Origin of the sequence: Saccharomonospora cyanea NA-134, from assembly GCF_000244975.1 — a bacterium.
GTDB lineage: Bacteria > Actinomycetota > Actinomycetes > Mycobacteriales > Pseudonocardiaceae > Saccharomonospora > Saccharomonospora cyanea.
Genome location: NZ_CM001440.1, coordinates 2799771 through 2813323 on the forward strand (window position 1 = coordinate 2799771; position 13553 = coordinate 2813323).

General features: G+C 69.4%; 14 protein-coding genes. 7 read left to right on the forward strand and 7 right to left on the reverse strand.

What is annotated here, in order from left to right; all coding sequences use genetic code 11:
* Nucleotides 1-12 precede the first annotated feature (12 nt).
* The gene (locus SACCYDRAFT_RS13220) at nucleotides 13-1293 is read right to left on the reverse strand and encodes a helix-turn-helix domain-containing protein (RefSeq protein WP_005456812.1); all 1281 of its coding nucleotides are present in this window, start codon (nucleotides 1291-1293) and stop codon (nucleotides 13-15) included.
* 154 nt (nucleotides 1294-1447) lie between these two features.
* On the opposite strand from SACCYDRAFT_RS13220, the gene SACCYDRAFT_RS13225 reads away from it, so the two are divergent.
* Nucleotides 1448-3265 (forward strand): flavin-containing monooxygenase, encoded by a 1818-nt coding sequence (locus tag SACCYDRAFT_RS13225; RefSeq protein ID WP_005456814.1) that lies wholly within the window; start codon nucleotides 1448-1450, stop codon nucleotides 3263-3265.
* A gap of 117 nt (nucleotides 3266-3382) precedes the next feature.
* On the opposite strand, the gene SACCYDRAFT_RS13230 is transcribed toward SACCYDRAFT_RS13225, so the two are convergent.
* The 4 genes from SACCYDRAFT_RS13230 to SACCYDRAFT_RS26935 form a co-directional block, all read right to left on the reverse strand.
* The gene (locus tag SACCYDRAFT_RS13230; RefSeq protein WP_005456817.1) at nucleotides 3383-4606 is read right to left on the reverse strand and encodes an MFS transporter; all 1224 of its coding nucleotides are present in this window, start codon (nucleotides 4604-4606) and stop codon (nucleotides 3383-3385) included.
* Nucleotides 4607-4846: 240 nt separating this feature from the next.
* Complete coding sequence (locus tag SACCYDRAFT_RS26385) at nucleotides 4847-4999, reverse strand: hypothetical protein (RefSeq protein WP_005456819.1); 153 nt, start codon at nucleotides 4997-4999, stop codon at nucleotides 4847-4849.
* A 52-nt stretch (nucleotides 5000-5051) separates the two neighbouring features.
* Nucleotides 5052-5207 (reverse strand): YciI family protein, encoded by a 156-nt coding sequence (locus SACCYDRAFT_RS26930; protein WP_232283666.1) that lies wholly within the window; start codon nucleotides 5205-5207, stop codon nucleotides 5052-5054.
* On the reverse strand, nucleotides 5204-5380 hold the full coding sequence (locus SACCYDRAFT_RS26935) for a hypothetical protein (RefSeq protein WP_232283667.1): 177 nt from the start codon (nucleotides 5378-5380) through the stop codon (nucleotides 5204-5206). Before SACCYDRAFT_RS26935 ends, SACCYDRAFT_RS26930 begins: the two co-directional genes overlap by 4 nt.
* 122 nt (nucleotides 5381-5502) lie before the next feature.
* On the opposite strand from SACCYDRAFT_RS26935, the gene SACCYDRAFT_RS13240 reads away from it, so the two are divergent.
* The 4 genes from SACCYDRAFT_RS13240 (at nucleotide 5503) to SACCYDRAFT_RS13255 (ending at nucleotide 8674) form a co-directional block, all read left to right on the forward strand.
* Nucleotides 5503-6021 (forward strand): hypothetical protein, encoded by a 519-nt coding sequence (locus SACCYDRAFT_RS13240; protein WP_005456821.1) that lies wholly within the window; start codon nucleotides 5503-5505, stop codon nucleotides 6019-6021.
* A gap of 16 nt (nucleotides 6022-6037) precedes the next feature.
* Nucleotides 6038-6532: a DUF421 domain-containing protein gene (locus SACCYDRAFT_RS13245; RefSeq protein WP_005456823.1), complete on the forward strand. Its 495-nt coding sequence runs from the start codon at nucleotides 6038-6040 to the stop codon at nucleotides 6530-6532.
* Between the two features lie 45 nt (nucleotides 6533-6577).
* Nucleotides 6578-7660, forward strand: coding sequence for a coiled-coil domain-containing protein (locus SACCYDRAFT_RS13250; protein ID WP_005456824.1), 1083 nt, complete (start codon nucleotides 6578-6580; stop codon nucleotides 7658-7660).
* Between the two features lie 84 nt (nucleotides 7661-7744).
* A complete protein-coding gene (locus tag SACCYDRAFT_RS13255; protein WP_005456825.1) occupies nucleotides 7745-8674 on the forward strand; it encodes an endo alpha-1,4 polygalactosaminidase in 930 nt (309 codons plus the stop codon).
* 81 nt (nucleotides 8675-8755) lie between these two features.
* Here SACCYDRAFT_RS13255 and SACCYDRAFT_RS13260 read toward each other — a convergent pair whose 3' ends face one another.
* The gene (locus tag SACCYDRAFT_RS13260; protein WP_005456826.1) at nucleotides 8756-9214 is read right to left on the reverse strand and encodes an Lrp/AsnC family transcriptional regulator; all 459 of its coding nucleotides are present in this window, start codon (nucleotides 9212-9214) and stop codon (nucleotides 8756-8758) included.
* A 62-nt stretch (nucleotides 9215-9276) separates the two neighbouring features.
* On the opposite strand from SACCYDRAFT_RS13260, the gene SACCYDRAFT_RS13265 reads away from it, so the two are divergent.
* On the forward strand, nucleotides 9277-10026 hold the full coding sequence (locus tag SACCYDRAFT_RS13265) for an AzlC family ABC transporter permease (protein WP_005456827.1): 750 nt from the start codon (nucleotides 9277-9279) through the stop codon (nucleotides 10024-10026).
* Nucleotides 10019-10348, forward strand: a complete 330-nt coding sequence (locus tag SACCYDRAFT_RS13270) for a branched-chain amino acid transporter permease (protein ID WP_005456828.1) — start codon at nucleotides 10019-10021, stop codon at nucleotides 10346-10348. Before SACCYDRAFT_RS13265 ends, SACCYDRAFT_RS13270 begins: the two co-directional genes overlap by 8 nt.
* 76 nt (nucleotides 10349-10424) lie before the next feature.
* Here the strand turns inward: SACCYDRAFT_RS13270 and SACCYDRAFT_RS13275 are convergent, their stop codons facing one another.
* Complete coding sequence (locus SACCYDRAFT_RS13275) at nucleotides 10425-13154, reverse strand: beta-N-acetylglucosaminidase domain-containing protein (RefSeq protein ID WP_005456830.1); 2730 nt, start codon at nucleotides 13152-13154, stop codon at nucleotides 10425-10427.
* Nucleotides 13155-13553: the final 399 nt, after the last annotated feature.

Genomic DNA, 13553 nt, shown 5'->3' on the forward strand with positions numbered 1-13553 from the left:
ATGCGTCGCCTGTCAACCTGCGTGACGCCGTGATGCTGCGGAGGGAACGGCACCACCGCAGGAGGAAGGAGCCCGACCCGGCCCGCGGGTGAGCACGCTACCGCTGCCCGGATCGCCCGGCCGGACGGTCATCCGCACGCCGTCGGCCAGGCGGTACGGCCGGGTGGTGACCAGTGCCCCCAGCAACCGCCGGAGCCGGGACACCTCGGCCCGCACCGTCACCACGTGCTCGGCGTCCCCGTACAGCGCCCGGCTCAACCCCTCCGCCGACAACCCGGCTGGGCCCGCCCGGTGCAGCAGCGTCAGGATCTCGGCGTGCCGCCGCGTCAGCGGACGCGTCCAGCCGATGTCGCCGCCACGCAACGTCAGCGCCGGTGCGGCGGTCAGGTCCAGGTCGAGCCACACCGTCCGGTCCTGTCCCGACGGACGAACGAGCCAGCCCTCCCCCAGACGCTCGGGCGCACACGCTCCCAGGCCGGGCACCGCGATCGGCTCGCGGCCGCTCGGAGCGGCGATCCGCTCCCCCACCCACACGCCCGCACTCGCCGCCACCCACCCGTCGCCGTCGACCACCAGGCCGGGCCCAGAGGCCAGCAGCGGCTCACCGGCCCGGCGTAACCGGTCCAGACGCTGCCGGTGCCGGTGCCGGACCTGCGACTCGGCGAGCCGGCGTCCCATGTCGACCAGCGCACCGATCGCCGGATGGAGGGTCAACGCGGGACCGCTGAGGTCGATCACGCCCAGCAGCTCGCCCGTCCGCGGATCGTGCACCGGGGACGCGGTGCAGTACCACGAGTGCTGCCCCCGCTCGAAATGTTCCCCGGCGAGGAGTTCCACGGGCGCGGCCTCGACGAGCGCGGTACCGATCGCGTTCGTGCCCACCCACCGCTCGCTCCACTCGGCTCCCTCCGCGAACCCGAGGCGGTCGGCGCGGCGACGGACGGCGGAGGCGCCCTCCCGCCAGAGGATGACGCCGTCCCGGTCGGTGACGACCAGCAGCACCTGGGAGGCGTCGGCCATCGCGGCGACCGCCTGCCGGAGGTCGGCCACGACGTCGCGCAGCGGCGAGGTCTCCCGCCTGCGGGCCAGCTCCGCGTCGCTGCGCCAGCCGCGGGTGTTGAGCCCGTCGGCTCTCAGCCCGAGGCGCAGCACGCGGGACCACGACCGGGACACCACCGCGCGAGGACTTAGCGGGGGGCGGCCGCCTGCGATGACGGCGTCGTGCATGCGGACGAGATCACGCGCGTGGGCTGGCAGGCTCCGCCCCGGAGGGACAGCGCTGGGCACGGCCACGGTCCACCTCCCGCACCATTGCGTCGAGAGATCCGAGGATAAGTGCCCTCCGCGACCCGGCCAAGGTGTGCAATCCGCTGCAACCGTTGCCGCCCGATGCGCCCCTGCCGTGTGATCGACGCCTACATCGCAGGCGGCGAGGACAGGAGCGGCAATGACACAGATCACCGACCGGCCGGCGCAGGCGAGTTCCCCGCAGGCCCGCGTCGACGCCTGGCTGGAGCGGTTCGAGGCCGCGCTGACGGCCCGTGACGTCGAGGCGGCGGCCGGAATGTTCGCGGTGGACAGCTACTGGCGCGACCTGGTGTCGTTCACCTGGAACATCACCACGGTGGAGGGCCGCGACGGAGTCGCGGACATGCTCGGCGCGTGCCTGGACCACACCTGTCCGTCGGGCTTCCACACCACCGAGACCCCGACCGAGGCCGACGGTGTCACGGAGGCGTGGCTGGAGTTCGAGACCGCCACCGGCCGGGGCAAAGGGCATCTCCGGCTGACCGACGACGGTGCGTGGACGCTGCTCACCACACTCCAGGAACTCAAGGGGTTCGAGGAACCCCGACGGGAACGCCGCCCCAAGGGCGTCGAGCACGGTGTCGTGCGGGGTCGCCGGTCGTGGGCGGAGGAACGCGAGCGGGAGGCGCGGGAACTCGGCTACGAACGCCAGCCCTACGTCGTCGTCATCGGGGGCGGGCAGGGCGGCATCGCCCTGGGCGCACGGCTGCGCCAACTCGGCGTGCCCGCGCTGGTGGTGGAACGCCACGACCGCCCCGGCGACTCGTGGCGCAAACGCTACAAGAGCCTGTGCCTGCACGACCCCGTCTGGTACGACCACCTGCCCTACCTTCCGTTTCCCGAGAACTGGCCGGTCTTCGCGCCGAAGGACAAGATCGCCGACTGGCTCGAGATGTACGTGCGGGTGATGGACGTGCCCTACTGGACGCGTTCCGAGGCCACGGCGGCGTCGTGGGACGAGCGCACGGAGCAGTGGAGTGTCACCGTCGAGCGTGACGGCGAAACGGTCGTGCTCACGCCCCGCCACCTGGTGTTCGCCACGGGCATGTCGGGCAAGCCGAACATCCCGTCGTTCCCCGGCATGGACGTCTTCGAGGGCGACCAGCACCACTCGTCACAGCATCCGGGCCCCGACGCCTACGCGGGCAGGAAAGCCGTCGTGATCGGGTCGAACAACTCCGCACACGACATCTGCGCCGCGCTGTGGGAGCACGGCGCGGACGTCACCATGGTGCAGCGCTCCCCGACACACGTGGTGAAGTCGGACTCGCTGATGGAGTTCGGCCTCGGCGACCTGTACTCCGAACGCGCGCTGGCCACGGGCATGACCACCGAGAAGGCCGATCTGACGTTCGCGTCACAGCCCTACCGCATCATGCACCGGTTCCAGATCCCGATCTACGAGCGGATCCGGCAGCGGGACGCGGACTTCTACGAGCGGTTGGAGAAGGCCGGATTCTGGCACGACTGGGGTGACGACGGCTCCGGGCTGTTCATGAAGTACCTGCGGCGCGGCTCGGGCTACTACATCGACGTCGGCGCGTCGGAGCTCGTGGCCGAGGGAAAGATCAAATTGGCGCACGGCGAGGTGGACCACCTGACGCACACGGGCGTCGTCCTCGCCGACGGCACGGAACTGGAGGCCGACCTCGTGGTCTACGCCACCGGCTACGGGTCGATGAACGGATGGGTGGCCGACCTCGCGGGCCAGGAGATGGCCGACCGGGTCGGCAAGTGCTGGGGCCTCGGTTCGGACACGACCAAGGACCCGGGGCCGTGGGAGGGCGAGCAGCGGAACATGTGGAAGCCCACCCGGCAACCGGGACTGTGGTTCCACGGCGGGAACCTGCACCAGTCACGCCACTACTCGCTGTACCTGGCGTTGCAGCTGAAGGCTCGTTACGAGGGCGTTCCCACCCCGGTGTACGGGTTGGCGGAGGTGCACCACCTGTCGTGAACGCGGTGGCCCTGAACAGGCGTGGCGCCGCGGGCGCCCCACTCGGCCCGGATCGCGACGGGGCGATGGACCCGGATCCGAACTCCGTTCTCCCTCCCCGGCCGGTCACCGGATCGATCACTCGGGAGACGGTGGGCCCACCGTGGCGTAGTCGGTGGGCCCACCGGCGTGCTGTGCCCGAACAGGGCCCGCGGGCTGCGACCGTCGTTCCAGCCACCCGGACAGCAGCGCGAAGCCGAGGCCGACGACCGCCAGCAACGCCCCCACCCAGCTCGGCGACGTCAGCCCGAACCCTGCGGCGATGACCAAGCCCCCCAGGTAGGCGCCCAGGGCGTTGGCGATGTTGAACGTCGACTGGACGCTGGCCGAGCCCAGTGCGGGTGACTCCCGGGCGTGGTCCAGGATGCGTGTCTGGATGCTGGGGATCGCGGCGAATCCGGTCGCGCCGATCAGCAGCACCGTGATCGGCGCGAGCACCGCGTGGTGCGCGGTGACCACGAACAGGGCGAGGCTCGCGGCCAGGGCGGTGAGGAACACGTACAGCGTCCGCAGCGGCGCCCGGTCGGCCAGACGACCGCCGACGGCGGTGCCGACGGTCATCCCGACGCCGAACAACGCCAGCAGCACCGTCACCGCGGTCGGCGAGTAGCCGGTGACGTCGGTGAGCACCGGTTTGATGTAGCTGTAGAACGAGAACGTGGCGGCGAAGCCGAACACCACGACGGCGAAGGCCAGCCAGACCTGGGGGCTGCGGAAGGCCCGCAGCTCGCCGCGCAGGCTGACGTCGGCGGGCCGTGGCTGCGCGGGCACCAGGACCGCGACGGCGGCGAGCGCGGCCACACCGATCAGCGCGACCAGCCCGAAGGTCCAACGCCAGCCGAACGTCTGTCCCAGCAGGGTGCCGAGCGGGACACCGACGATGTTGGCCACGGTCAGGCCGAGGAACATCGTGGAGATCGCCTGCGCCCGCCTGCCCGGGGCCGCCAGGTCGGCGGCCACCACCGCCCCGATGCCGAAGAACGTGCCGTGCGGCAGGCCGGACACGAACCGCGCCGCGAGCAGCAGCCCGTGCGTCGACGCGAAGGCCGAGAAGAGGTTCCCGGCCGTGAACAGCAGGAGCATGCTCAGCAGCAGGGACTTGCGCCGGGTCCGCATCCCGAGGATGGTCAGCAGCGGCGCGCCGATCACCACCCCGAGCGCGTACAGCGAGACGTAGCCGCCCGCATCGGGGATGGACACCGCGAGATCGGCGGCGACGTCGGGCAACAGCCCCATCATGACGAACTCGGTGGTACCGATCCCGAACGCGGCGATGGCCAGGGCCAGCAGGGCGAAGGACATGGCTGTCTCCGGAAGCGAACGTGCGGACGTGTCGTTCACGCTGCGCCGACGGAGCGCGTCAGTGCGCGGGGAACGTCGACGGGCAGCGGTTCAGCAGGAAAGCGGCCGACGCTGGCGCTTCACAGACGGTGTCCACGGTAACCAGAACGGGCACCGGTTCTGAATCGATTATGGATCGTGCCACACCGAAGACATCCACCCGGGTGACCGAAATCGGACACGACAGGCATCCACGGCCCATCAAGCCAGTGCGGCCGTGGCGAAGCGCATGCCGAGACCGCGTGATCCACCAGCGGCTAGTTCGTCGGCTCGTACCGGGTTGTCGGACCTGAGGCGGGCCAACCGGCGGAGCTGCTCGAACTCCTCGTCAATCTCCTCGTCAATGCGGTCCACGCACCGACCCTTCACTCCCCCGGGTTCTCGACGGCGTGGGCAGTCACCGGCCTCACAACCTTGAGGTGAACAAGTCCACGAAGCCGGGATGGACACGACCCGCGATCACGGTGGTGATCGAGTACTGCGCCACCCCGGCGACCACGAACGGGTCCCGCGCGGCGATGGCCTCGATCGTGTCGCGGTCGACACCGTGGGCCACGATCACCCCGCCCTCCGATGACGGCACGGTCTGGCCGGACACCAGAAAGGTGCCGTCGCGTGGTGCCGTCGCAGGTACTCGACGTGTGCCGCCACGAACGGCGCGGCGTCGGCCTCCGTGCCGGTGTAGTGGACTCGCATCACGTGCAGCGCGGAACCCTCGCAAGGTCGGTCGGTCACGGCCCGGCAGGCTAGCGCACCGGTACGACAATCCGGCCAGGCCGAACCCGCTCGCCGGCACCGTGGTTTCGGAACCGGCGCCGCTGGGAAGAACCTGCCCGTTCCGTGTGGGAGGAGGCAGGGTGAGCGACTCCGGCGACGACTCCGACATCGCCGACCTCATCGACGAGGACCCGTCGTCCCAGCGCCGCGAGTGGGTCGTGAACCGGATCGCCTGGGCGGGGATGGCGCTGATCGTGGCGGCCGGCCTCGCCGGCGTGTGGGGCGGCGGCGTGAGCAGCCAGGCGCAGACCACCGGCGCCGATGGACGGCTGCAGGTCGACTACGAACGATTCGTACGCAACCTCGGGGAGACCACGCTGCAGGTGCGGTTCCCCCCGGGAAGCGCGCGGGAAGGCTCGATCCGGCTGTCCATCTCCCAGGAGTACCTGTCCGAGAACGAGATCATGGCCACCACCCCGGAACCCGACACGGTCACCGCCGAGGGTGACCGCCTCGTCTACGAGTTCCCCGTACGGGGCAACGGCCCGCTGACGGTGACGTTCGACCTGCGCCCCACCTCGGGGATGGGCATGCTGGACGCGACGGTGGGCGGCTCGTCCGCGGCTCCCGCGCACTTCCGGCAGCTCGTCTACCCGTGACCGGGAGGGGTGCGTCGTGGACATCGTGGTACGGGCACTGGCGATCTACCTGGTCATCGTGGTGCTGTTCCGGGTCACGGGCAAACGCACCATGGCGCAGGTGACGACCGTCGACCTGGTGCTGTTGCTGGTCATCAGTGAAGCCACTCAGCAGGCGTTGCTCGGCGACGACTTCTCCATCACCACGGCCGCACTGGCGATCATCACGCTCGTGTTCCTCGACCGCGTCGCCGACCTGCTGAAGTTCAAGTCCAGAAAGGTCAACAGGCTGATCGAGGGAGCGCCGGTGGTGCTGGTCGAACACGGCAGGCCGGTGCAACACCACCTGCGCAAGGAACACATCAGCGTCGACGACATACTCGCCGTGGCCCGCAACCAGCAAGGACTGCTGCGACTCGACCAGATCGAGTACGCCATCCTGGAAAGCTCGGGCGGCATCAGCATCATCCCCACCTCCGAAACCGCCTCACACGACAGCGCCGGAGGCACGGCGGCACCGCCCGGAGCCTGACCGCGCGACGGCGTGGGCGAAACTGGACGGGTGGTCGAGGAGCTGGTGAGCGCCGAACCGGCGCGGGAGAACAACCCACAGGGCGTGTGCGCGCTGGACGGCTGCGACAACCCGTTACCGCCACCCGCGGTGGACACCAACGGGCGACGCAAAGGCGGCAGACCGTCGTCCTACTGCTGCAAGTCCCACGCCGACGCCGCCTCGAGACAACGCCGGGCCGCGCGCACAGCAGCCGTGGTGGAACCACTCGTGGAGCTGCGCCGAGCGGCCGAGGCCTTCGAGACCGCGTCCGCTCCCCTGCTGGCAGCGCTCACCGACATGGGACAGCGGCTCACCACAGCCGAGGAACACGCACTCGCACAGGTGAAACACGCCGAAGAGCAGGCACTGGCAGCCCGCTCCGACGCCGAAGAAGCCCAACAGCGCGCCGAGCAGGCCGAACGCGCCCGAGACCAGGCACTCACACAGGCCCGGGACGACCGCGCCGCGCGGGAACAGGCCGAACTCGCCGCCCAGCACGCGCGAGCCGAGGCCGAGACGGTGAAGAACCAGGCGTGGTCGGCGATCGCCGACCACGAACGCGCCCGCGGAGCAGCGGAGTCCACCGCGGAGGCGGCACTACGGACTCGCGACACCCTGGCCGCCGAACTCGACAGGACACGACAGGACCTGGACGCCACACGATCCCAACGCGACGACCTGGCCCGACAACTGGAGGCAACCAACCGCGAGCTGCACGAGCTCACGACGGCGCACTCGACGGCCACGGAACGCCTCTCCGCCGCCACCACCCGGAACGACACGCTCCGCGCCGCACTGGACCAGACCCGCGCCGACCTCATCTCGGCCCGCGAGGACGCGACGACACTGCGCGCCGACCTCGACGCCATCCGTGAACAGCTCGCGGCCGAACGCACCGCACGCTCCGTGGCCGAAGCCAAGGCCACAGCCGCACAGGCCGCGGCCACCGACAAGGACGCGCGTATCGCCGAGCTCACCGACCAGCTACGGCAGGCCCACGCCCGCCTCGATCGCATCCTCACCGACCAACACGACCGCCCACCCCGGCCCGGCGACCGCGACAGCGATCACCACAGGACCGGCACCGAGCAGCCACCCGACGCCTGACCCCAACAGCGCGTACAGGAAGTACGGACACGCGTGCGCAGCCTGCGCTCGCTACAATGCGGCGGATCGAAACCGGGGGTCCCGATGCGCCGTGGCGCCACCGCCACCACACACCACCTATCGTCGCTGCTCGCCGCCCTCACGGTGGCGCTGGCCGCCTGCCAGCCGAGCCCCGGCGAGCCCACCGACCCACCACCCACGCCCCGAATGGCCTACCAACTCCAGGGCTACCCCGACGGCGAACTCGACGCACTCACCGAAGCGCCACACGACGTCGCCGTCATCGACCTCGCACGCGACGGCCGGCAGGGCTACTTCACCACCGACGAGATCACGCGGCTACGGGACTCGGACAAGACGGTGCTGGCCTACTTCGAGATCGGGTCCATCGAGGACTTCCGGCCGGAGTTCGACCACATCCGAACCCGGCAAACCGACCTGCTGCTCAGCGACGTGCCGTCCTGGCCCGGCGAGCACTTCGTCCGGTACTGGGACCAACGATGGTGGCAGGACACCGTGCGCCCCCGCCTGGACCGCGCGATGGAAACCGGATTCGACGGCGTGTACCTGGACACACTCATCGCCTACGAGCAGATCGACCTCTCCGGACTGCCACACCACAGCAGGCAGAGCCTGCGCCAAGCGATGGCGGACCTCGTGATGAGAATCGCCGAACACGCCCACACCCAGAACCCGGAGTTCCTCGTCTTCCCGCAGAACGCGCCCGAGCTACGAGAGGTCGACGGCTACGTCGACGCGATCGACGGCATCGGCATGGAAGACCTGTTCTTCCTCGACACCGACCGGCCGTGCGTGCAGGACTACTGCACCGAGAACCTCGACCACGTCCGCGCGTTGCGCGACGCGGGCAAGACGGTACTGGCGGTCGACTACGCGGTCGACCCCGACAACGTCGCCGAGGCGTGCCGCCGCTACCGCGAGGAAGGCTTCGGCGGCACGGTCACGACCGTGGACCTCGACACCGTCGCACCACCCTGCCCCACACACCAGTGACCTCGCCGGGGCCCCGCCGACACGAAACGCCCCACCTCGCGACCGAGAAGACGGCAGGACCACCTGCTTCCTCCCCCGGACTCAGTCGCAGGCCTTGATCTTCTTCATGGTGAGGTGGGACTCGATGCGCAGCACAGCGGGCAGACCACTGAGCTTGCTGGTGAGGAAAGCTTCATAGGCAGCGTGGTTGGCGACCGCGACACGCAGGAAGTAGTCGGGGCGGCCGTACATGCGGCGGAACTCGACGACCTCCTCGAAGGAGGCCACCGTGGCTTCGAACTCCTCGAAGGTCTTGAGATCACCGGCACCGACCTCGACGTCGACGAGGACTTCCAGCCCACGACCCAGCGCCTCGGGATCGATGACAGCCCGGTAGCCGGCGATGACACCGGCCTCTTCCAGACGCTTGACCCGGCGAAGACAAGGAGGCGGGGTCAGGCCGACCCGCTTGGCCAGCTCGACGTTCGTCAACCGCCCGTCCTGACGCAGTTGAAACAAAATTTCCCAATCCACCGCGTCAATGCTCACTTCATTGCCCATACCGCCATGATAGAGCCACAACAGGAAACCATATGAGACACAAACATTCCTAGAATGTCCCCATGCCCATACGTCCCGCCGATGCCAGAGGCCAATCCCGGTCGGCGGCCACCCCGCCACCACCAACCCCGTCCCCGGTACGAGCCGCCCTCCGTGACTCCACTTCCGTGGGCCTGGCCTTCGTCCCGCTCGGCCTCGCCTTCGGAGCACTCACCACCCAGTCCGGCCTCGACTGGTGGTGGGCAGGACTCTCCGCCACGCTCATCTACGGCGGCTCGTTCGAGTTCCTGCTCATCGGCATGGTCACCACCACCGCCCCACTGGCCACGATCGCCGGAACCGCCTTCATGGTCAACGTCCGGCACGTCTTCTACGCCTTGTCCTACCCCCTGCACCGCCTGACCGGCCGCCTCGGCAAGGCCTACGGCACCTTCGCCCTCAGCGACGAGGCATACGCCCTGACCGCCGGAAACGAAGCCCACTCCTGGCCCAGCCGACGCATCCTGTGCCTGCAGTTCTTCATGCACCTGTACTGGGCCGCAAGCGCGACCGCCGGAGCCCTACTCGGCACCCTCATCCCCGACGGCATCACCGGCCTGGACTTCGCCCTGACCGCCCTGTTCACCGTCCTCACCCTCGACGCCCTGAAAGACCTACACGGCGACCTGCCCACCCCCGCACTCGCCCTACTCAGCGCCGTCGCCGCCCGCATTCTCTTCCCGAACCAACTGCTCCTGGCCGCCTTCACCCTGTTCACCGCCGGACTGCTGATCCGACACCTCACGACCGCCAGGAGACGGAACCGTGCCTGACCCCCTCCACGCCGTCGCCGCCGTCCTCGTCGCCGCCGCCGTCACCTGGGCCCTGCGAGCCCTGCCTTTCACCGCCCTCGCCCCCCTCCGCGCCAGCGCGACCATCCGATTCCTCAGCACCCGCATGCCCGCCGGCGTCATGATGATCCTGGTCGTCTACTGCCTGCGCGACCTACCGCTACCCCAACTCCGCGCTCTGGCCCCACTCACGGCCCTGGCCGTCACCGCCGGACTGCACCTGTGGCGCCGCAACGCCCTACTCAGCATCCTCGGCGGCACAGCCGTCCACGTCACCCTGGCCAGCACGGTCTTCGCCCCCTGACAACCCACCGCACCCGAAAACCCACAGGCCGCCAGGTGGTCGCACCACCACGACAGCAGCACGACCACCCAACCCGTCAGCCGCCGAACACCGGCACGATCTCGTGCACCCTCGGCTGCGCACCACCGGCCCACACCAACCGCAACTCACCCACCGGCACACCACCCACGTCCACCGACGTGTACCCACCGGACAACTCGCCCACCGTCACCCACTCACCCGGCCCCTCACGCACCTGCACCACCGCCGAAACAGGCGCCCCCGGATCCTGCAGAACCACCACCCGCTCCACCGGCCGCACCCGCGACAACCTCACGACCAGCGCCTCGCCCGACTCCGCAGGCCGAGCCGCCACATAAGCCGTCGCAGGATCACCGTCGACAACCCTGCCCGCACCACTACCCTCACGACCCGGCGGCACGGCCTCCACCGTGTACGACACCAGCTCCGGCGTCTCCACCGCGAACTCCCGCACCACAAGCCAGAACCCGGCACCGTCCGCCGTCGCCCGGTACCGCACGTAACGCGCCCGCGTGCCCTCCGGAGCGGCCACACCGACCTCCGACGCCGACGCCGTGGTCAACGCCGTCCAAACCTCACCATCCACCGAGTACTCCAACACTCCCTCACGGAAGTAGTCGTCCGGACTACCCGACTTCCCCATCAGCACATCGATGCGCCCGATCTCCGTCACCACACCCAGATCGACACCCACATGGTCACCGACCCGTGACGCACGCGAACTCCAGAAGTACGTGCCCGGATCCCCGTCCACCATGTTCGCCGGCACATGCTGCTGATACGTCGGAAGACTCACCTCGGCGACCGGACGCCCCACACCCACACCGAACCACTCGTCCACGAGACCGTTCGCCTCCGCGAGGAACGAGTCCAACACACCATCGGCGATCTTCGGCCACGTCGACGAATGCGGCGCCTTGTCGTCACGGACCGCCTGCGCCTGCTCCACCAGCGACGCGACCCGACCACGGTGCTCCCACGCGACACCACGGTCATCGGCCTCATAGGCGGCGAGCATGTCCAAAGCCGCCCGACCAGCGGCAAGCCAGTGATCCGCCGCCCTCAACCACGCATCGATCTCCACCCGAGCACGCGGATCGGGCAAGCCCCGCAGCTCCACCGTCGCCGCGACGTAGGAGTCGAACACCTCCACCAGCCGAGCACGCGCCTCGGCGCGCTGCCCCGAACGCCACACCCGCCAGAACTCGTCGATCTCCCCCGCCAGCCGCGGCGACCGCACCCGGTGCAGCGTCCCGTCATACCACGACAGGTCGGCGAAAACCCGCACAGCGGCCGCAAGCTCCGCATCACCACCCGCGAACTCCACCGTCGCGGCCGCCCACGACTCCGTCGCGTCGTAGTCGACGTCGTTCCACCCGAACTCGGCGAACGAGAACAACGCGAGCTCACTCAACGCCGCCTGGTTCATCGGGTTCGACACGATCCCCGCCACCTGCTCCGACAACCCGTTCTCCCGACCCGAGAACGGCGCCAGCAACAACCGCCCCGCCGCATAGTCGTTGACCGGATAGTTGTCCCAGATCAGGATCTCGTGCCCGAACACCTGCCGCGCCCGCTCCGCCTGGGCCACCGTGATGCGTTCCGGGACCACAGCGGTGCCCGTCCACATCACCACGACGTCGCTGTCCATCCGTTCCCGCAACTCACGCTTGTAGGGAGACTCGGCGACGTTGTAGTACTCGGTCGGCACCATCTGCAACGGCGCCACGTCACCCTTCGCCTCGACCCACTCCCGCTGCACCCGGTTCAACAGATGCGCCTGCGCACGCCCCGCCGCACCGGGCCCGGTACCGAACCGCTCCACATCGGCGTCACAGTGCCAGGCGTTGTAGTCGATGTCGTCGAGCGGGATGTTGAACGACCGCGCCCCCAACCCGTACAACGCCTCGAACTTCGCGACCACCGCCTCGAAGTCGTCCTGCGAGGAGTAACAGACGGAAAGCCCGGGCGACAGCGCGAACGTGAAGTCCACCCGGTTCGCCGCGGCGCGGTCCACCAACTCGCCCAGCCTCGCCAACTCCTGTTCCGGATACGGTTCCCGCCACCGCTCCCGGTGATACGGGTCGTCCTTGGGCGCGTACTCGAAGGTGTTCATGCGATGGTCACCGAGGTAGTCCATGAGCGCGAGCCGGTCCTCGTGCGACCACGGTGTGCCGTAGAACCCCTCGATCACCCCCCGGTACGCCATCGCGGGCCAGTCCCTGACCTCCACACCCGGCACCCAGTCGGCACCCCGGCGCGGCCGCACGACCTGTTCGAACACCTGCGTGGCGTAGTGCGTGCCATCAGCGTCGACACCGTCGAGCACCACCTGCCCACGCCCGTCGTCGTCATGTCCCGCGGCGACGACGAATCCCTCGGCCGCCAACGCGTCGGCACCGGCCACACCCAGCTCGGACAACACCCGATCGCCGTCACCCAGCCACACGGTCACGGGAGCGCGCGAGCCGTCGTGTGCCGGGACGATCCGCCGTACCCCGACCTCACGCAGAACCCGCCGCACCTCCTTCTCCGTGGCCGCGTCGGCGTCCCCGGACGTCACCAGCCCCACCACCGGAGTGAGCGGGAAACCGTCGTCACGGTGTGTCAGCTCGCGCGGCGCGGGCCACACCGAAACCGGGCCCTCGGCAGGCTCGGGCGCGGCCCAGGACGCTGAGGGAAACGCGGCTGTCACGAGCGCGGCGGCCAGCGTGGCCGTGGTCCAGCGTCGGTGGCGGGATGTTCGAGTGCGTGCATGCGGGTCACGCGGTCTTTCGACAGGCATGGCAGTCCCTCCGGAAAGCCGGGATCTGGTCACACGTGTGCCGGGCACGTCCACCGAATCGTGCGGGCAAGCCGCACCACGATCAAGCAAGACCGCCCAATTGGTCCAGCCCTTTATCGATCAGATGTCCAGACCACTCGCCGATGACACACCGCCCCTACCAGCGGTGAAGCGGCAGCCGACCGACCTCCACACCGCGAAGTGCCATGGCTCGTTCTCCGCTCGGTCCTGTTTCTCGCGCCGGCCGCCCTCGCCGAAATCGGCGTCACCTGGCCGGTTCGACAGGAAGTCGCCGCCGGCCTCGTTCGGCTCCTCTTTTCCTTGCTTCAGTAGCGATTGGGCGGTTGGGCGGTGCTTTGTATGGGGAAACTGTCCTTTAAAGCCCGGCCGTATAGGTTG

Excerpts from the sequence above, each read along its gene's own strand:
- SACCYDRAFT_RS13225 (WP_005456814.1), top strand. The coding sequence starts at position 1,448 with ATGACACAGATCACCGACCGGCCGGCGCAGGCGAGTTCCCCGCAGGCC.
- SACCYDRAFT_RS13230 (WP_005456817.1), bottom strand. The coding sequence starts at position 4,606 with ATGTCCTTCGCCCTGCTGGCCCTGGCCATCGCCGCGTTCGGGATCGGT.
- SACCYDRAFT_RS13255 (WP_005456825.1), top strand. The coding sequence starts at position 7,745 with ATGCGCCGTGGCGCCACCGCCACCACACACCACCTATCGTCGCTGCTC.
- SACCYDRAFT_RS13260 (WP_005456826.1), bottom strand. The coding sequence starts at position 9,214 with ATGGGCAATGAAGTGAGCATTGACGCGGTGGATTGGGAAATTTTGTTT.
- SACCYDRAFT_RS13265 (WP_005456827.1), top strand. The coding sequence starts at position 9,277 with ATGCCCATACGTCCCGCCGATGCCAGAGGCCAATCCCGGTCGGCGGCC.
- SACCYDRAFT_RS13275 (WP_005456830.1), bottom strand. The coding sequence starts at position 13,154 with ATGCCTGTCGAAAGACCGCGTGACCCGCATGCACGCACTCGAACATCC.